Below are 18,133 nucleotides of genomic sequence, written 5' to 3' on the forward strand. Positions count from 1 at the left end.
ATCGTTGCAAACGATGCGGGGCTTTTTCGATGTATGTGGGATATGAATCCCGTACCAATTTCTGTACCAATAACTGCGTACTAGCATGAAATTCTGGGTTGTACTTGGGGCTAACTCCCTGATTTTATTGGCCCTGATAACCTACTGCCCACCCCTAAACATGGCGGTGTAATTCTGTTCCAGGGACATGAAACTACCTGTGGGGATTTTCGCAAAGGGCAAGGGTACGGTGGCGGACACAACCCTGCAAGTTCGGTGTTACGCGATTATTCGTCGCGGCCTTCCATCATGGTGCGTTTGAGCATCACATACACCGCGCCGGCACCGCCGTGTTTTGCCTGGCACGAGCAGAAACCCAGCACCTGCGCATGCTGGCGCAGCCAGGTATTGACGTGGCTTTTGATCATCGGCCGCTTGCCGTCCAGACGCACGGCCTTGCCGTGGGTGACGCGCACGCAGCGGATTTCGAATCTGGTTGCTTCGGCGAGAAAGGCCCAGAGGGTTTCGCGGGCCTTTTCCACGCTCATGCCGTGCAGGTCGAGGCTGCCTTCGAACGGAATCTGGCCGACCTTGAGCTTGCGCATCTGACTTTCCTGCACGCCGTCACGCGACCACATCAACTCGTCTTCCGGGCCGACGTCGATCACGAACTGGTCGGACAGGCCATCGACGGTAGTGGCATCGGTGCGCACGGTGGCGGACTGGCGCAGCTTGGCGATCTGTGCGCGGTCAGCCTTGGGTTTGCCGGTGTCGGCGCGGTCGTGCTTGATCGGCTTGACGCCTTGGATCGCACTTTTGAACAGGGAAAAATCGTCGTCTTGCATGTCAGCCTCCGCGAAGGGCGGCCAGTTTACCCAAGTCGAAACAAAACGGCCCGGCAAAAAGCCAGGCCGGTGATTCAATCGTGTTTTTTCATCAGGTGCGGAGCCATGTTCAGTTCCCGCGATTGCCGTGCGCGACGGCGGCAGCGGCGCCACAGGGCGACACCGAAATACAGAAACAGCAAACCGACCGCCAGAATGATCGCCGAGCCCATCGGTGTAGCGTTCAAATCACCGAGCGCCGGTGGGCGCCCGAGCAGGCTGGCCGCGCCGGCCATCGCCAGCAGCACGCCGAACGTCGCCAGAATGGCGGCAATCGCTGCGCCGAATCGAAAACGCCAGTTGCTTTGGCCTTTGGGCCGCAAGCGGCGTGCGTCAAATCCATCGGATAACTTCATTCCGACCTTCCTCAATGGGTATCGGCCCTTCGACCGGGAGTTGACCGGGTTGTTCCTGAGGCTATGGCATTTGCGGCAAATGAGAGGATTTTGCAGATGAGCGGCGCGCTGAGCCGCTCATCAGAGCGGATCAGATCAAGTCTTGCGTCAATGCGAGGGTGGCGAAGTTGTCCGCCATGATCGCCATTTCCGCTTCCTGCACGACTTCGGCGCTGAGTACGCGGCCCTTGAACGGCAGGTCACGGGTGGCGCAGGCGTCTTCGACCAAGGTGCAACGGAAGCCCAGGTTCTTCGCTGCGCGGACGGTGGTGCTGACGCTGGAGTGGCTCATGAAGCCGCAGACGATCAGGTCCAGCGAGCCAAGGTTTTGCAGGCGATCAAGCAGCTCGGTGCCATGGAATGCGCTCGGCAGCAGTTTGCCGATAATGGTTTCATCACCCTGCGGCTCAAGGCCCGGGATGAACTCGCCGCGTTCGCCTTGTGGGTCGAACAGGCCACCGACGGTGCCGAGGTGACGCACATGCACGATCGGGCGACCGGCTGCACGGGCGGCGGCAACCACTTGTTTGATGTTCGCGACGGCCGCGTCCATGCCGCTCAGGGCCAAGGGGCCGCTGAGATATTCTTTCTGGGCATCGATGATGACCACGGTGGCATGGCTCAAAGTGGCTGCTGCGTAACCGCGGCCGCTGAGTTGAAACATCGTTTTTGGAACGGACATTCTGGGGCTCCTTGGGGTGGGGCTTTTGCGACATTGTCCTCTGGCTGAGCGGTTCTGTGAATCGCTACCATCGTAGGCACCGTCGTTATTGGCCTGCAGCCTTGTCAAGTTACACGTTCTGTTCAATGGCTGATGCTAAAAAAAGAAAACTCCTACTGTCGTACTGGCGCTTTTCCCGCGTCGTCGTGACGCGTTTTGGCTGCTAGAATCGCCAGTCGTTTTTTCAGGAGTTCTGCCCCGTGATCACTTCCCGACTTCGTACCCTGCGCGACCACATCCGTTGGGCCGTCAGCCGCTTCCATGGGGAGGATCTGTTTTTCGGCCATGGCACCGACAATGCCTGGGACGAAGCCCGGCAACTCGTACTCGGCGCGTTGCACTTGCCGTGGGAAATCGCCGACAGCTACCTCGACTGCGCGCTGGAAGACGACGAACTGGTCAACCTGCAACGCCTGCTCAAGCGTCGCATCGAAGAACGCATTCCCACCGCTTACCTGCTGGGCGAAGCGTGGTTCTGCGGCATGTCATTCATTGTCGATGAACGCGTGTTGATCCCGCGTTCGCCGATTGGCGAACTGATCGAAAACCACTTCGCCCCATGGATCGGCACTGAACCTGCGCGCATCCTCGACCTGTGCACCGGTTCCGGCTGCATCGGCATCGCCTGCGCCTACGAGTTCCAGAACGCCGAAGTGGTGCTGGCCGATCTGTCCTTCGAAGCGCTGGAGGTGGCCAATCAGAACATCGAACGCCACGGCGTCGACGAGCGCGTTTATACCGTGCAGGGCGATGGTTTTGATGGTTTGCCAGGTCAGCGTTTCGACCTGATCGTGTCGAACCCGCCTTATGTGGATGCGGAAGATTTCGCCGACATGCCGGACGAATACCAGCATGAACCGGAGCTGGGCCTGGCTTGCGGTGACGATGGTCTGAACCTGGTGCGGCGAATGCTCGCTGAAGCGGCGGATCACCTGACCGAGAAGGGCTTGTTGATTGTCGAGGTGGGCAACAGCCAGGTGCACGTCGAAGCGCTGTACCCGGAAGTCGATTTCGCCTGGCTCGACTTTGAGCGTGGCGGGCATGGGGTGTTCATGTTGACCGCGGAGCAGTGCCGCGATCATCAGGCCTTGTTCGCTTCCCGCGTCTGACCTTTAAAAGCTTCGCGAGCAAGCCCGCTCCCACCTTTGGAATGCATTTCCCTGTGGGAGCGAGCCTGCTCGCGAATGGCCGCGCTGCGATCTCAAGCCATCAGCGGTGCGTGGCAATCCAGATCAACAATCCCGCCTGAAACACTGCAAACGCCACCAGGCAGGTAATCGTGAAACGCAACCCCGCGTCCTCACGCTTGAATTTGCTGACCTTCTCTTCCTGCTTCTTCAGCTTCACTTCCTGCTCAGCCAGATTCTGCTCAGCCTGCTGAAGCATCTGCGCCGCTTCCAGAATCTCGACGATCTGCAGTTTTTCGCTGTTCCAGTCGCCCAGCAGATCACCGACCTGCACCTCCTTGACGCTGCCCTTCAAGTGCTGGGCATCGGCGTACACCACATCAAAGCCGTGAACCCGCAGGAAGTGATCACGACGCAGACGCGTGTCCTCGTTCAACGCGTCCTTGTTGTTCAAGTCCATGCCGTCGACGGTGTAGGCGGGCCAGCGTTTTTTCGCCCAGTTGATGCCTTGCGCGGCCATGAAACGGCCGATGCCACGGTTCAGCGGTTCGATCTGCAAGCCGCTGTCGGGGCCGAAATGCACACGCTGGGTGGTGTGATTGACCCAGACATCCAGCTGATTCTGTTCTTTGCGCACACGCTGGCCGGGCAGTTTGATCGCCATGCGCATCAGGCTGTGTTCTTTGCTGTTGCGCTCGGCGTAGCCGAATTCGACAAAACGCAATGGCCGTCCGCCGGTGTTGCGGTCGGTTTGCAGCGGGGCCAGGCGGAGCATTTTGTGGTGCTCGACATGGACATCCGCCCACGGCAGCTCGACCGCTGGCGGTGCGTCTTTTTCAGCGGTGGTGTCGGGTGAAGTCTGGGTATCAGTCATAACGGCGAGATCCTGTCCAAGCCCTGCTTGTCGCCAGCCATTGCGCTGGCGACAAAGGCTTATCGGCCGTTTTTGTCAGGACTGGAGGGTGAACAACGGTTAACGGGTGCGAAGTCCGTCAATAAACTCGATGAGTTTCGTGCCCAGTTCTGCCGCCAATGGCAAATTCGGGTCCTTGTAAGACGCCAACTGACGCTTCATGTCGTTGTTGACGATGCGCAGGACATGGTTCATGCCTTCGATCACCACCAGTTCGGCGTCCGGTTTGGCCGCCTTGAGCAGCTTCGCGTCTTCGGTGCCAACCTGGATATCGTTGCTGCCCTGAACGATCAGCGCGGGCATCTTCAGCTTTGCAAAGGCTTTGGCCGGGTCTTGTCGGAACAGCGAAATCAGATACGGCTGCACGCTCGGACGGAAAATCACCTGCAACGGTTGCGGCACATTGTCGTCGGTGTGACCGGCCCTGAGGCTGTCGAGCAGTTCGTTACTGCGCAGCATCAACGGCGGCGGCAGGCTGCGCGCCAGTTGTTCACGCAGTACCTGATCGATGGGGCGGGCACTGCCGGACAGGGAAACCACCGCCGTCGCATCGACATCCGGTGCGGCCAGCGTAGCGATCATCGCGCCTTCGCTGTGGCCAAGCAGAATCAACGGGCCAAAGCGCGGGTCAGCCTTGAGCTTGCGCGCCCAGGCCTGGGCGTCGGCGACGTAGGCTTCGACTGACAAATTGCGCTCATCCGGTGTCGCCGCGAGGCTCGCGGCCACCCCGCGCTTGTCGTAGCGCACGCTGGCGATGTTGTGTTTGGCCAGTACCCAGGCCAGGCGCTTGAGGCTGTCATTGCGCCCGCCCTCGGGGTTGTTTCCGTCACGATCCGTAGGACCTGAGCCAGAAATAATCAGGACAACCGGCACCGGATTGTCAGACTTGGGTAGCAACAGCGAGCCGAAAAGCTCACCGGTGCCGGTATCCAAAGTGACCGGACGTTGTAGGACCGTCGCTTGGGCAAAGCCCGTAAACAGGGTAAGACTCAAGATCAAAACTCGCAGCATCATCACGCCATCATTCGCCAAGATGCCGGTTGGACTCGCCAGCACCACTAAGGTTCGAGGATGAACTACTCGGTTAGCCTGCGTATACTGGCGCGCATCACGAATTTGGGTTTGATTTCACGGAGCGTCCTGCATGTCCGGCAATACCTACGGCAAGTTGTTCACTGTCACCACCGCTGGCGAAAGCCATGGTCCGGCGTTGGTCGCCATTGTCGACGGCTGCCCGCCGGGCCTGGAGATTTCCCTCGAAGACCTGCAGCGCGATCTGGATCGTCGCAAGCCGGGTACCAGCCGCCATACCACCCAGCGCCAGGAAGCCGACGAGGTCGAAATCCTCTCCGGCGTATTCGAAGGCCGCACCACCGGCTGCTCGATTGGCCTGCTGATCCGCAACACCGACCAGAAGTCCAAGGACTACTCGGCGATCAAGGATCTGTTCCGCCCGGCCCACGCCGACTACACCTACCACCACAAATACGGCGAGCGCGACTACCGTGGCGGCGGCCGCAGTTCGGCGCGGGAAACCGCGATGCGCGTGGCGGCCGGGGCGATTGCGAAGAAATTCCTTGCGACTCAAGGCATCGTCATTCGTGGCTACATGAGCCAGCTCGGCCCGATTGAAATCCCGTTCAAGACCTGGGATTCAGTGGAGGAAAACGCTTTCTTCAGCCCCGACCCGGACAAAGTGCCGGAGCTGGAAGCCTATATGGATCAGTTGCGCCGCGATCAGGATTCGGTTGGCGCGAAGATCACCGTGGTCGCAGAAGGTGTCATGCCCGGTCTGGGCGAGCCGATTTTCGACCGCCTCGACGCTGAACTGGCCCACGCGCTGATGAGCATCAATGCGGTCAAAGGCGTGGAAATCGGCGCAGGTTTCGCCTGCGTCGCCCAGCGCGGCACCGAGCACCGCGATGAAATGACCCCGGAAGGTTTCCTCAGCAACAACGCTGGCGGCATTCTCGGCGGTATCTCGTCTGGTCAGCCAATCGTTGCGCATCTGGCGTTGAAGCCAACGTCGAGCATCACCACGCCGGGCCGTTCGATTGATGTGCACGGCAACCCGGTGGACGTGATCACCAAGGGCCGTCACGACCCTTGCGTCGGCATCCGCGCCACGCCGATTGCCGAAGCGATGATGGCCATCGTGCTGATGGATCACCTGTTGCGTCACCGTGGCCAGAACGCCGATGTGCGCGTGACGACGCCGGTACTGGGCCAGCTTTGATGGCGGACCTCAAAGTCGTCGCGGCATAACCGTGGCGGCGCTCCCTTACTGGCGGCTGTCCAGTTTCTACCTGTTCTACTTCGCCTTGCTCGGGTCGACAGCGCCGTTTCTGGCGCTGTACTTCGATCACCTCGGATTCAGCCCGGCGCGAATCGGTGAACTGGTCGCCATCCCGATGCTGATGCGCTGCGTGGCGCCGAATATCTGGGGCTGGCTCGGTGATTACACCGGCAGACGCCTGGCCATCGTGCGCTTTGGAGCGGTGTGCACATTGCTAACCTTTTCGCTGATCTTCGTCAGCAAGAGCTACGCCTGGCTGGCGCTGGTCATGGCGCTGCATGCGTTCTTCTGGCACGCCGTGCTGCCGCAGTTCGAAGTCATCACCCTCGCGCATTTGCAGGGTCAGACCTCGCGGTACAGCCAGATTCGCTTGTGGGGCTCAATCGGTTTCATCATCACCGTGGTTGCGCTCGGACGTCTGTTCGAGTGGCTGAGCCTCGACATTTACCCGGCGGCGCTGGTGCTGATCATGGCCGGCATCGTCCTCAGCAGTTTGTGGGTGCCGAACGCGCAACCACCCCAAGGCAATCGGCCGGGCGGTGAGGGCTTTCTCAAGCAACTGCGCAGCCCCGGCGTGCTGGCGTTTTATGGTTGCGTTGCGCTCATGCAATTGAGCCACGGGCCGTATTACACGTTTCTGACCCTGCACCTTGAACAACTTGGATACAGCCGCGGGGTGATCGGCATGCTCTGGGCTGTCGGCGTGGTCGCGGAAGTCTTGATGTTCATGGTCATGAGCCGGATTCTTGCGCGGTTTTCCTTGCGTCGGGTGCTGATGGCGAGTTTTCTGCTGGCGGCGCTGCGCTGGTTGCTGCTGGGATCGTTCGCTGAATTTCTCTCAGTGTTGCTGTTCGCGCAGGTGTTGCATGCGGCAACGTTCGGTAGCTTTCACGCGGCGGCCATTGCTTTCGTGCAACGCAGTTTCGGTGCGCGTCAGCAAGGCCAGGGTCAGGCGCTGTATGCAGCACTGGCCGGCACCGGTGGCGCCATGGGCGCGTTGTATGCCGGCTACAGCTGGAATGCCCTCGGCGCGACATTCACCTTTAGTATTGCCAGTCTCGCGGCGCTCGCTGCTGCCGTTATCATTGCGACACGTATGCGAGAGGACAGGCCATGAGCCTGACGCGTGAACAACTCGCCCAGCAGAGCATTGACGCCGGGCGTGTTCTTTATGTTCGCGGCGCTGCGGCAGATCGAGGTCTTTGAATTTTTGTTTGAATGCGAGTTGAAAACCCGCAGCGTCACGAACCGCCAAGGCTGACTTCACCAGAAGCAGCCTGTTTGCCTGATGAAATGCTGTGCCCTACCGGTCTGCAAGAGCCGGACGGCAAGGCCGATACCGAGGAATTGCCCCAATGAGCAGCCTGTCCGTCTATCACGTTTCCACCCCCGACATTCCGAACAAGGTGTTGACCCATTTCGAAGACATCGCCTCGACTCTGGCCGAGCAAGGCGTGCGCTTCGACCGCTGGCAAGCCGCGGCGAAGATCCAGCCGGGCGCTACCCAGGAAGAAGTGATCAGTGCCTATAAAGAGCAGATCGACAAGCTGATGACCGAGCGCGGATACATCACCGTCGACGTGATCAGCGTGAACAGCGATCATCCGCAAAAAGCCGAACTGCGCGCCAGGTTCCTCGAAGAACATCGCCATGGCGAAGACGAAGTGCGATTTTTCGTCGCCGGTCGTGGGCTGTTTACCCTGCACATCGACGATTACGTCTATGCCGTGCTGTGCGAGAAGAATGACCTGATTTCGGTGCCGGCTGGCACCAGACACTGGTTCGACATGGGCGAGCATCCGCACTTTGTGGCGATTCGCCTGTTCAACAACCCGCAAGGCTGGGTTGCCAACTTCACCGGTGAAGACATCGCCAGCCGCTTCCCGCGTCTGGAGGATTGATTCGAAGTCGATCAAAGCCATTGTGACTGACATCGACGACACCACCAGCGCGGTAAGTTTCGTTTTCGACGTGCTGTTGCCGCCGCCCAAACGGCAGGCCTGCGAACCTGTGGTCTGAACCGCGAAGGCGGGGCGCTGGGCAGCCACAACAGGTTTTCCATCAGCCACAAAAAAACGGCCGTGAAGCGAAAGCTTCACGGCCGGTTTTGTTTAAAACGTTGTAAAAATTACAGCGAATGATAAGTCGGCAGAGCAAAACGCTGCTGGCTCTGCAACATGCCAATTTGCGGCAACTCACTGGCTTGTTCAGCCAGGTCACGGCGAATGGCGCTGATCGCCCACGACAGTTGGTCGCCGGCATGCAGTTGTTGATAAGTCAGTGCACGTTTAAACACTTTGCCGTCGTTGCTGCGCAGGGTCAGCAGAATCCCGCCATCAGGACGTGGCGCGGTGGTGACGTCGAAGTTGGAGAACAGGGAGGTAAATTTCTCTTGGATCAGGCTCATGTCTTTCAGCTCCGTATGCACTTGAATGGCAAGCATGCAGAGGAGGTTGCAGCGATTGTGCCAGCATTTGAAAATAAAATTATCGTTATAAATCAAAGAGTTAAAAAATATTAAAATTCAGGCCGTCGTGCAAACTGCATGAATGGCCATCGTGCATCCTGCATTTTGCGGGATTGATGTCGATTCGATGGAACCAATCGCTGATCCGCAGATCACCCACGCTCCTGAAAGATCAGCGGATACAAAACATTGCAAAAACCGCGTGTACAGCCTGAGAAGCGCTGACGTATTTTCGATCTCGACCCGTGCTCGAATGCGCCGGTTGCTTCAAGCCAAAGCCCGAAAAATAAAAACATCGACCTGCATGCCAAGGCCGAACGGGGAGCATCCATGAGTCACGCGCCAAGCGACACGATTACCTGGGGCATGATGCTCCGCAAACTGCCGATGATTGCCAAAGCCATCCCCAGAGTGGTCAAGGGCATGAAGGTGGCCAACGTCACGGACCCGACCCAAAGCTGTGGCCTTGGCTGGACATTCGAGCAAGCGACCCTGCGCAATCCTCAGGGCCCGGCCTTGTTGCAGGGCGAGGTGCTGCTGACGTACTCGCAAGTCAATCAGTGGGCCAACCGCATCGCCCACTACCTGATCGCGCAGGGCATCGGCAAGGGCGATGTGGTGGCGGTGTTCATCGAAAACCGACCGGAGTTGCTGGTGACGATTCTGGCGCTGGCCAAGGTCGGCGCGGTCAGCGCGCTGCTCAATACGTCGCAGACCCGCGACACCTTGATCCATAGCGTGAATCTGGTGGCACCGGTCGCCATCGTCGTCGGCGAAGAGTTGACGCCAGCGTTTGCAACAGTGCGCGAACAGGTGTCGATTGCGCCACCGCGCACCTGGTTTGTCGCGGATCAGGACACCCATAGCCATCCGGGGATTGCGCCTGAGGGTTACGTCAATCTGATCAGCGCCAGCGCCGATGCCTGCAGCGACAATCCGTCGAGCAGTGGGCAAGTGTTCTTCGACGATCCGTGTTTCTACATTTACACCTCCGGCACCACCGGCCTGCCCAAGGCCGGGGTGTTCAAGCACGGGCGCTGGATGCGCAGTTCGGCCAGCTTCGGCATGATCGCCCTCGACATGCGTCCCGACGACGTCGTCTATTGCACCTTGCCGCTGTATCACGCAACGGGGCTTTGCGTGTGCTGGGGATCGGCGGTCAACGGTGCTTCCGGCTTCGCGATTCGGCGCAAATTCAGCGCCAGCCAGTTCTGGAACGATGTCCGCCGTTACCGCGCGACAACCATCGGCTACGTTGGCGAACTGTGCCGCTATCTGGTCGATCAACCACCCAGCGTCGATGACAGCCTGCATGACGTGCGCAAGATGATCGGCAACGGCCTGCGGCCCGGTGCCTGGGCCGAGTTCAAGACGCGTTTTGCCGTCGATCACATCTGCGAGTTGTACGCGGCTAGCGACGGCAATATCGGGTTCACCAACATCCTCAACTTCGACAACACCATCGGTTTTTCCCTGATGGCCTGGGAGCTGGTGGCTTACGACCATGAAAGCGGCGAGCCGATTCGTAGTGACGACGGTTTCATGCGCAAGGTCGGCAAGGGTGAGAACGGCCTGCTGCTGGCGCGAATCGACGAAAAAGCGCCGTTGGACGGCTACACCGATCCGCAGAAAACAGCCAGCGTCGTGCTGCACGATGTGTTTGCCCTGGGGGATCGTTTTTTCAACACCGGTGATCTGTTGCGCAACATCGGTTTCGGCCATGCGCAGTTCGTTGATCGCCTCGGTGACACCTATCGCTGGAAGGGTGAAAACGTTTCCACAACCGAAGTCGAAAACCTGCTGTTGCAACATCCGCTGATCTCCGAAGCCGTGGCCTACGGCGTGGAAATCCGCAACACCAACGGGCGTGCCGGCATGGCGGCCATCACTCCGGCGGAATCCCTGGCGACGCTGGATTTCGCCGAGTTACTGACGTTTGTCCGGGAACGCATGCCGGCCTACGCGGTTCCGTTGTTCCTGCGGGTGAAAGTGAAAATGGAAACCACCGGCACGTTCAAATACCAGAAAACCCGTCTGAAAAACGAAGGCTTTGACCCCGGCCAGACGGGGGGTGATCCGATTTTTGCGTGGTTGCCCGGCAGTCACACCTATGTGCAGATCACCGACGAAATACTTGCCGATATTCATCAAGGCAAACATCGTTATTGATTCTGGCTATGGGCGATTTTTGGTTAAAGGGGGTGACAGCCATCGTCGCGCTCGGGAAACTGTCGGCTTTCCGATTGAGTGAAAGTGGAGTTACCCCATGTCCGACCAAAGTCGCCAGATGACCCCTGAAGAAGCTGCCGAATTCACCGAGCAGGTTTTCAACAAGGCGCGTGACGGTGATGCCGAGATGCTTGATCGCCTGGTCACGGCCGGTTTGCCGGTCAATCTGAAAAACAGCAAGGGCGATACGCTGCTGATGTTGGCGAGCTACTACGGCCACGTTGACGCGGTGCAAGTGCTGCTCAAGCACAAGGCTGATCCGGAAATGCGCAATGGCAACGGCCAGAGCCCGATTGCCGGCGCGGCGTTCAAGGGTGATCTCGCCGTGGTCAAGGCGCTGGTCGAGGCGGGTGCCGAGATCGAGGGTTCGTCGTTTGATGGCCGGACTGCGTTGATGATGGCAGCGATGTTCAACCGTGTTGAAATCGTTGATTACCTGCTCAGCAAAGGCGCCGACGCGCAGGCCAAGGATGCCAATGGCGTGACCGCGCTGGATGCCGCGCGGACTATGGGCGCGGTGGATACCACGGCGCAGCTGGAAAAGCTGTTGGGCTGAATTGCGCACCGATGGCCTGTGGCGAAGTAGAGAATGCGCTATCCTTCGCGCCCTCGAATTTCACCTTCGCCACAGGATCTGCCCCATGAAAGCCGCACTCGTCGAACTCATCAGCAAAATCAGCTCCGGCTGCATGGGCGAGGACGAGATCCTGAACGTGGCCGACGAAGCCGCACAGGCCTACGCCGATGCCGATGCTTTTCTGGCCGCCAACCCGGACATCAACTACGACGACACCTTCCCGATTCCGTTGGGCGAGTGGGTCGTGGTCGGTAGTCTGCCGGACACCGTGTTGTTCCAGGCGGACACCTACGTCGACCTTTTCGCGCAGATTGTCGGCTCGTTCGGCCCGGGTGTGGACTTCAACCTCAAGCCCAAGCAACTGGCCAGAACCGAAGCGCTGACCGCGCTCAACCGCATCCAGGTGCAGATGAGCAGCCTGAACAAGGAAAACGGCGGTTACACGCTGATGAACTTCAGCCAGTTGCTCGACGATGAGCTGCAAGTGGTGCTGGTTTTCGGCAACGATGTGCCGCGTGTGCTGGAGCTGTGCGCTGAAGTCGGCATCGCTGCCGCACCATCCCTCGAAGCGCTTAAAGTCGCCGTTCACGTTTAAATGCAATAAAAGGGAACCCTGCGCGTGACCGTCTATCCTAAAAGTGCATGCCACTATTCTGGAGCGACACCATGGGTTCCACGTTCAACGGTCTGATCGGCCTGATCATTCTTGCCCTCGACATCTGGGCCATCATCAACGTCCTGAAAAGCGGCGCGACCACCGGGATGAAAATCGTCTGGGTGCTGCTGATCATCCTGCTGCCGGTGCTGGGTCTGATCATCTGGGCGATTGCCGGACCACGGGGCAACGTGCGGATCTGACGCTGGAAACAACGCCAATCCCCTGTGGGGGCGGGCTTGCTCGCGAAAACGGACTGTCAGCCAACCTATTTGTTGAGTGATAAACCGCCTTTGCGAGCAGGCTCGCTCCCATATTTGTCATGTCAGTCTGAAGATGTCGTTTTCTTCATGTTCGCCCGCTGCAATCCTTTTGAACCAACTTTCGGCGTGCACAGTCGAGATAGTGGTAAGCCCATTTGCGGGTTTGATCGAGGAGGCACCGATGCAAAAGTGGAAAGTCACTTTCGTGGACGATCATGGTGAAATTGTCGATGAGGTGTTCGAGCGCGCGCAATGCCCCAGCGATGACGAGGCCGCTCGGCTGATCAAGGCACGGCTCCTGCCCATCGCCGCCGAACTGGATCTCAACGATCTGGAAGGTCGCACCACCGATGCCGGGGTGAAAAACCTGAAGTCCCAGAACAGCATCGAAATCCGCAGCATTACTCCTGTCTGAGATTCTTCCTGTCACCTTTCACACCAGGCCTTGGCAGCGGCTCCAGGTTGGGGCTACTCTGCAAGCGAGATCAGCGAACGGATCGCTAAGGTCTGGTCTTGTCAGCTACATGCTTGTTCCCGCGTGCAACCACGTTGCCGTAGTACTTTGGCCCAAGGCCCGGGGCGGGAATACGGAAAGTCTATCCATCTATGCGAGGGGGACGATTCATGAGCACAGCCTATCAAGAAGACATCAGCAGCAATGTTCTGCGCCGCATGAAAGAAGGCGGTTTCGATTTTTCCCGTTTCCATCCCATCGAGTTCTACGCCATTTTCCCGGACGAGGAGCGGGCGCGCAGGGCGGCAGGCAAGTTTCGCGGTGAATCCATCAATGCCCAGGTCAGTGCGCGCGACGACGGCGCCTGGTCGCTGGAATTGAGCAAAGTGATGTACGCGACCTATGACGACATTGGCGATTTCGAGCAGGGCTTTTCGGCGGTGGTCGAGCCCTTGGGTGGCATCATCGAGGGCTGGGGCGTGAAGCAGGAGGTGCGCAATCGTCACCGTTTGAACTGATCTCTGGTTTCATTTGTTGAACAGCGGCTGACCTTCGGGTTGGCCGTTGTTTTTTACGATCTCTGCTTTTGCTTTCAAAACGTTTCCAAAAGGCAAAAAAAAGCCACCGGAGAGGGTGGCTAAAAGGGAAGACCGATAAGGAGAGGAAACCGGTCAGGGTTAAAGCGGGGCGGGCTACCGAGGCAATCCAGATCAGTTGAGCCGGGCGCTTCGTGACGGTGTAGCCGGCGAAGTGTTGCAGCGAATGCGCGGATTATCCGCAGGCAGCGTCGGGCAGTGAAATCAACTCTGACTATGCTGGTGATAGGCGATGCAGTGCGTCGCAATGAAGCGGGGGCAATCAGGTTGGGGCATTTGCCGCACAGGAATGGTGCGGTGTCTGTGGCGTGAATATCCAACCGATTGAAATCAAAGCGTTTATGCCGATGGCACGGGCCTTGCGAAGGTCTGTATGTCCGGGTGACAAGGAGTACGGCATGATCCGCACCTATTTTGATGAAATGTACGATGCCGGCGGCCAGGTCCGCCCGCATTATCGGGAGTTCGCCCGATGGCTGGCTGACACGCCTGACGAGCTGCTGGCCCAACGGCGACGCGAGGCCGATCTGCTGTTTCATCGTGCCGGGATTACCTTCACGCTCTATGGGGACGAGCAGGGCACCGAGCGCCTGATTCCTTTCGACACCATTCCGCGCAGCATTCCCGCCAGCGAATGGCGGATTGTCGAGCGCGGCTGCATCCAGCGGGTCAAGGCGTTGAACATGTTCCTCGCCGACCTTTATCACGAGCAGCGCATCATCAAGGCCGGGATCATTCCCGCCGAGCAGGTGCTGGCCAACGAGCAATACCAATTGGCGATGCAGGGCCTGGATCTGCACCGCGATATCTATTCGCATATCTCCGGAGTCGATCTGGTGCGCGATGGCGACGGCACGTACTACGTGCTCGAAGACAACCTGCGCACCCCGAGCGGCGTGAGTTACATGCTCGAAGACCGCAAGATGATGATGCGCCTGTTCCCGGAGTTGTTTGCCGCCCAGCGCATCGCCCCGATCGATCACTACCCGAATCTGCTGCTCGACACCCTCAAAAGCTCCAGTGCGATTGATAACCCGAGCGTGGTCGTGCTGACCCCCGGGCGCTTCAACAGTGCGTTTTTCGAGCATGCGTTTCTCGCCCGGGAAATGGGCGTGGAGTTGGTCGAGGGCGCGGATCTGTTCGTGCGCGACGACAAGGTTTTCATGCGCACCACCGACGGCCCGAAAGCAGTGGACGTGATCTATCGCCGGCTCGACGACGCATTTCTCGATCCGTTGGCGTTCAACCCGGATTCGATGCTCGGTGTGCCGGGGCTGCTGTCGTCGTATCGCTCGGGCAACGTCGTGCTGGCAAACGCCATCGGCACCGGTGTGGCGGACGACAAGTCGGTTTATCCGTTTGTCACCGACATGATCCGCTTCTACCTCGATGAAGAACCGATCCTGAAGAACGTGCCGACCTGGCAATGCCGTAACCCATCTGAACTTTCCCATGTGCTGGCCAATCTTCCAGATCTGGTGGTCAAGGAAACCCAAGGCTCTGGCGGTTACGGAATGCTGGTAGGGCCGGCCTCAACCAAAGCGGAAATCGATGCCTTCCGCGAGCGCATCAAGGCCAAGCCTCACGCCTACATTGCGCAACCGACGCTGTCGCTGTCGACCTGTCCGACCTTTGTCGAAAACGGCATTGCCCCGCGCCATATCGACTTGCGTCCGTTTGTTCTGTCCGGTCGCGAAACCCGGGTTGTGCCCGGCGGTTTGACCCGCGTGGCGCTGCGCGAAGGCTCCCTGGTGGTGAATTCCTCCCAGGGTGGTGGAACCAAGGACACCTGGGTGGTCGAGGATTGAAGGAAGCTTGCCATGTTAAGTAGAACTGCCTCGGATCTGTATTGGATGTCGCGTTATCTGGAGCGGGCGGAAAACCTCGCACGGATGCTCGACATCAGCTATTCGCTGTCGCTGATGCCGCAGGACGGTCGCGGCGATGGTTTGCACGAGCTGGCCATGCCGCTGCTGATCACCGGCACCCTCGACGATTACCTGGAGCGCCATGGCGCGTTGCACGCCGAACGCCTGTTGCACTTTTTCGCCCTCGATGCAGCCAACCCGGCGAGCATCTACAGTTGCCTCGGCGCGGCGCGGGCCAGTGCGCATGCGGTGCGCGGACGTATCACGGCTGACATGTGGGAGAACATCAACGCGACATGGCTGGAGATTCGCGGGATCGCCGAACAGGGCCTCAGCCGTTATGGCATGAGCCGTTTCTGCGAATGGATCAAGGAGCGCTCGCACCTGTTCCGTGGCGCGTCCTACGGCACGATCATGCGTAACGATGCGTTTCGCTTTATTCGCCTCGGCACTTTTATCGAACGAGCCGACAACACGTTGCGTCTGCTTGATGCCCGCTATGAAATGGCCGGTGATCAGGCCGAAGCGGTCAGCGATGGCACCGCCCACGCGTACTACCAGTGGAGTGCCCTGCTGCGCGCCTTGTCGTCCTTCGAGGCCTACACCGAAATCTACCGCGACGCTCCCGGCGCCCGGCATGTCGCCGAGCTCCTGCTATTGCGTGCCGATGTGCCGCGCTCATTGCGCGCCTGCACCGAAGAAATCGATCAGATTCTGGCGCAACTGCCCGGCGCCAATGGTCGACCGGCGCAGCGTCTGGCGGCAGAAATGGACGCGCGCCTGCGCTACACCGGCATCAACGAAATCCTAGAAGAAGGCCTGCACGCCTGGCTCACCGAGTTCATCCCGCTGGTGCGCCAGCTGGGCAATGCCATTCACAGTTCCTACCTGGAGGCTGCATGAGACTTTCCATTAGCCACGAGACCACCTATCACTACGAAGATCAGGTGCGGGCAAGCATCCAGTATTTGCGACTGACACCCCACGACAGCGAGCGTCAGCATGTGCTGAGCTGGCAGCTCGACCTGCCGCGCCCGGTACGCGCGCAACTCGATCCGTTCGGCAACATCCTGCATGTGCTGACCATGGACGAGCCCCACGAAGCGATCATCATCGGCGCCCGTGGTCAGGTCGATATCGACGAGTTGCGTGAGGCCGAACACGAGAGCCAGTCGGCGCTGCCATTCCTGCGCTTTACCCGCTTGACCGAAGCCGATGAAGCGCTGCGAGCGTTCGCCGGGAAGTCCTGCAAACAGCGGCGTGATCGCACAGCGCTGATTGACCTGATGCACGGTTTGAATCAGCACATGACCTACACGCCGGGCTCCACCGAGGTTGACACCAGCGCCGCTGAAGCTTTCGCCGGGCGGGCCGGGGTGTGCCAGGATCACACCCACGCGTTTCTCGCCTGCGCACGCAGCCTCGGGATTCCATCACGGTATGTATCGGGTTACCTGTACAGCGAGGATTGCGAGCATCTCGCCAGCCACGCATGGGCGGAAGCCTGGCTGGATGACGCCTGGTACAGCTTTGACGTGACCAACGAACTGGCGCGGCCGGAGCGGCACCTGAAACTGGCGGTGGGGCTGGATTACCTGGATGCCTGCCCGGTGCGCGGCATGCGCCGGGGCGGCGGGTGTGAGCAGATGCACGCCAAGGTATTCGTCTCGCCGACGCCAGTCATCTCCGTCCAGCAACAGTAGATTCGGGATACCGCAATCGCTGGCAAGCCAGCTCCCACAGAATTACCGCTGATTCAAAGTCGGCGCCTACCCTGTGGGAGCTGGCTTGCCAGCGAAGAGGCCAGTGATAACACCCTGAGGTTCAGGGCTGAACTTTGCGCCCAGCCATGTGTTTCAAATAACCCACCAGCAAGTCCAGATCCCCCTCCGGCAACACCTCTACCGAAAACCCCGGCATCTTCGCCTGCGGCCACTGGCGCAAACTCTGCGGATCACGAATGTAGCGCTTGAGGAAATCTGCGCCGAAATACTCGGTCGGGTTATAGGGGATATTCAGATCCGGCCCGAACTGCGCATCGCCCGCACCATTCAAGCGGTGACAGGCCAGGCAGTTTTTCTGAAACAGCGCAAAACCCAGATTCACCGGGTCATCAGCCTTCAAGGCTGGATCAGGCAGCAGGGCAGGGAAGCGCTCCGCCACCGGCGCCATGCGCTTGATGCTGGCGACCTGGAACGGCCATTGCTCCGGGCTGACAGGGCCCGCCTGCGGATCGGTCCAGACCAGATAGAACGGCCCGGCACTGTGCTTGCCCTCCGAGAGCCCGGGCCACGGCTGCGCCGGATCTTCAATCGCCAGCCACGCCCGTGCGCCCTGGGCATTGAGCAATGGCGCAGCGGCCAGTTCCGCCGCAAAGCCGTCCAGTGCCACGGCTTGCAGATGATCCTGCGGCTTGATGCCGGTCAGCAGCGCGGCAACAGGCACAGCGCGATAGGTCATGTCCCTCTTGTAGGACACATCGTTCTTGATTGTCAGGGTTTGCACCTGAGGATGCTTGAGCAGTTCTTCGGTCTGCCAGGTGCGGCTGTGCTCGCCCAGTTGCAGATCCAGTTGAGCAGCAGACAAGGGCATGCTGAGCAGCATGGCCCCGAACACAATGAGCGCTTTCAAATGATCGCCGTCCATGTCGTGGAAGTGCACGAAGGTTGGCATAGCCACGCTGGCCCGGGTAGCAGGCCAGTCACATTT

At 59.4% G+C, this 18,133-nt stretch carries 20 protein-coding genes and 1 pseudogene; 14 read left to right on the plus strand and 7 right to left on the minus strand.

Annotation, left to right across the window (positions count from 1 at the left end):
- Window positions 1-266 precede the first annotated feature (266 nt).
- From AACY19_RS25540 to AACY19_RS25550, 3 genes are all read right to left on the minus strand, one after another.
- On the minus strand, window positions 267-824 hold the full coding sequence (locus AACY19_RS25540; RefSeq protein WP_339454323.1) for a Smr/MutS family protein: 558 nt from the start codon (window positions 822-824) through the stop codon (window positions 267-269).
- 74 nt (window positions 825-898) lie between these two features.
- Window positions 899-1,219 (minus strand): hypothetical protein, encoded by a 321-nt coding sequence (locus AACY19_RS25545; RefSeq protein WP_339454324.1) that lies wholly within the window; start codon window positions 1,217-1,219, stop codon window positions 899-901.
- Window positions 1,220-1,349: 130 nt separating this feature from the next.
- Window positions 1,350-1,940 carry a cysteine hydrolase family protein gene (locus AACY19_RS25550; protein WP_122594927.1) on the minus strand — a complete coding sequence of 197 codons (591 nt, stop codon included), beginning with the start codon at window positions 1,938-1,940 and terminating at the stop codon, window positions 1,350-1,352.
- A 239-nt stretch (window positions 1,941-2,179) separates the two neighbouring features.
- Between AACY19_RS25550 and prmB the strand changes: the two genes are divergently transcribed.
- The gene (prmB, locus tag AACY19_RS25555) at window positions 2,180-3,088 is read left to right on the plus strand and encodes a 50S ribosomal protein L3 N(5)-glutamine methyltransferase (protein ID WP_064391203.1); all 909 of its coding nucleotides are present in this window, start codon (window positions 2,180-2,182) and stop codon (window positions 3,086-3,088) included.
- Between the two features lie 100 nt (window positions 3,089-3,188).
- On the opposite strand, the gene AACY19_RS25560 is transcribed toward prmB, so the two are convergent.
- Both AACY19_RS25560 and AACY19_RS25565 read right to left on the minus strand, forming a co-directional pair.
- Window positions 3,189-3,980 carry a hypothetical protein gene (locus tag AACY19_RS25560; protein WP_339454325.1) on the minus strand — a complete coding sequence of 264 codons (792 nt, stop codon included), beginning with the start codon at window positions 3,978-3,980 and terminating at the stop codon, window positions 3,189-3,191.
- A 99-nt stretch (window positions 3,981-4,079) separates the two neighbouring features.
- Entirely contained in the window at window positions 4,080-5,033 is a 954-nt protein-coding gene (locus tag AACY19_RS25565) for an alpha/beta hydrolase (protein ID WP_339454326.1), read from the minus strand.
- Between the two features lie 130 nt (window positions 5,034-5,163).
- Between AACY19_RS25565 and aroC the strand changes: the two genes are divergently transcribed.
- The 4 genes and pseudogenes from aroC to AACY19_RS25585 all read left to right on the plus strand — a co-directional run bounded on the left by aroC (window position 5,164) and on the right by AACY19_RS25585 (window position 8,216).
- Window positions 5,164-6,255 (plus strand): chorismate synthase, encoded by a 1,092-nt coding sequence (gene aroC / locus AACY19_RS25570; RefSeq protein ID WP_339454327.1) that lies wholly within the window; start codon window positions 5,164-5,166, stop codon window positions 6,253-6,255.
- 31 nt (window positions 6,256-6,286) lie between these two features.
- Window positions 6,287-7,432, plus strand: a complete 1,146-nt coding sequence (locus tag AACY19_RS25575) for an MFS transporter (RefSeq protein ID WP_339454328.1) — start codon at window positions 6,287-6,289, stop codon at window positions 7,430-7,432.
- A gap of 54 nt (window positions 7,433-7,486) precedes the next feature.
- Window positions 7,487-7,576 (plus strand): annotated as a pseudogene (locus AACY19_RS25580) (methylthioribulose 1-phosphate dehydratase); the annotation flags it as partial.
- 94 nt (window positions 7,577-7,670) lie between these two features.
- The gene (locus tag AACY19_RS25585; protein WP_339454329.1) at window positions 7,671-8,216 is read left to right on the plus strand and encodes a 1,2-dihydroxy-3-keto-5-methylthiopentene dioxygenase; all 546 of its coding nucleotides are present in this window, start codon (window positions 7,671-7,673) and stop codon (window positions 8,214-8,216) included.
- 227 nt (window positions 8,217-8,443) lie between these two features.
- Here the strand turns inward: AACY19_RS25585 and AACY19_RS25590 are convergent, their stop codons facing one another.
- Entirely contained in the window at window positions 8,444-8,722 is a 279-nt protein-coding gene (locus AACY19_RS25590) for a DUF3509 domain-containing protein (protein ID WP_339454330.1), read from the minus strand.
- Window positions 8,723-9,112: 390 nt separating this feature from the next.
- Here AACY19_RS25590 and AACY19_RS25595 point away from each other — a divergent pair, with 390 nt between their 5' ends.
- From AACY19_RS25595 to AACY19_RS25635, 9 genes are all read left to right on the plus strand, one after another.
- Window positions 9,113-10,951: a long-chain-acyl-CoA synthetase gene (locus AACY19_RS25595; RefSeq protein WP_339454331.1), complete on the plus strand. Its 1,839-nt coding sequence runs from the start codon at window positions 9,113-9,115 to the stop codon at window positions 10,949-10,951.
- 97 nt (window positions 10,952-11,048) lie between these two features.
- Entirely contained in the window at window positions 11,049-11,567 is a 519-nt protein-coding gene (locus tag AACY19_RS25600) for an ankyrin repeat domain-containing protein (protein ID WP_339454332.1), read from the plus strand.
- 85 nt (window positions 11,568-11,652) lie between these two features.
- A complete protein-coding gene (locus AACY19_RS25605) occupies window positions 11,653-12,183 on the plus strand; it encodes a hypothetical protein (protein ID WP_339454333.1) in 531 nt (176 codons plus the stop codon).
- Between the two features lie 71 nt (window positions 12,184-12,254).
- Entirely contained in the window at window positions 12,255-12,446 is a 192-nt protein-coding gene (locus AACY19_RS25610) for a PLDc N-terminal domain-containing protein (RefSeq protein ID WP_007914053.1), read from the plus strand.
- Window positions 12,447-12,687: 241 nt separating this feature from the next.
- On the plus strand, window positions 12,688-12,921 hold the full coding sequence (locus AACY19_RS25615; RefSeq protein ID WP_339454334.1) for a hypothetical protein: 234 nt from the start codon (window positions 12,688-12,690) through the stop codon (window positions 12,919-12,921).
- A 209-nt stretch (window positions 12,922-13,130) separates the two neighbouring features.
- The gene (locus AACY19_RS25620) at window positions 13,131-13,478 is read left to right on the plus strand and encodes a ribonuclease E inhibitor RraB (RefSeq protein ID WP_007960698.1); all 348 of its coding nucleotides are present in this window, start codon (window positions 13,131-13,133) and stop codon (window positions 13,476-13,478) included.
- 476 nt (window positions 13,479-13,954) lie between these two features.
- The gene (locus AACY19_RS25625) at window positions 13,955-15,364 is read left to right on the plus strand and encodes a circularly permuted type 2 ATP-grasp protein (protein ID WP_339454335.1); all 1,410 of its coding nucleotides are present in this window, start codon (window positions 13,955-13,957) and stop codon (window positions 15,362-15,364) included.
- Window positions 15,365-15,376: 12 nt separating this feature from the next.
- Window positions 15,377-16,327: an alpha-E domain-containing protein gene (locus AACY19_RS25630; RefSeq protein WP_007914063.1), complete on the plus strand. Its 951-nt coding sequence runs from the start codon at window positions 15,377-15,379 to the stop codon at window positions 16,325-16,327.
- The gene (locus AACY19_RS25635) at window positions 16,324-17,127 is read left to right on the plus strand and encodes a transglutaminase family protein (RefSeq protein ID WP_339454336.1); all 804 of its coding nucleotides are present in this window, start codon (window positions 16,324-16,326) and stop codon (window positions 17,125-17,127) included. The genes AACY19_RS25630 and AACY19_RS25635 overlap by 4 nt, the downstream gene beginning before the upstream one ends.
- Before the next feature lie 121 nt (window positions 17,128-17,248).
- On the opposite strand, the gene AACY19_RS25640 is transcribed toward AACY19_RS25635, so the two are convergent.
- Window positions 17,249-18,070: a c-type cytochrome gene (locus tag AACY19_RS25640; protein ID WP_339454350.1), complete on the minus strand. Its 822-nt coding sequence runs from the start codon at window positions 18,068-18,070 to the stop codon at window positions 17,249-17,251.
- Window positions 18,071-18,133: the final 63 nt, after the last annotated feature.

Source organism: Pseudomonas sp. EA_5y_Pfl2_R50 (assembly GCF_963970475.1).
Taxonomy (GTDB): Bacteria; Pseudomonadota; Gammaproteobacteria; order Pseudomonadales; family Pseudomonadaceae; genus Aquipseudomonas.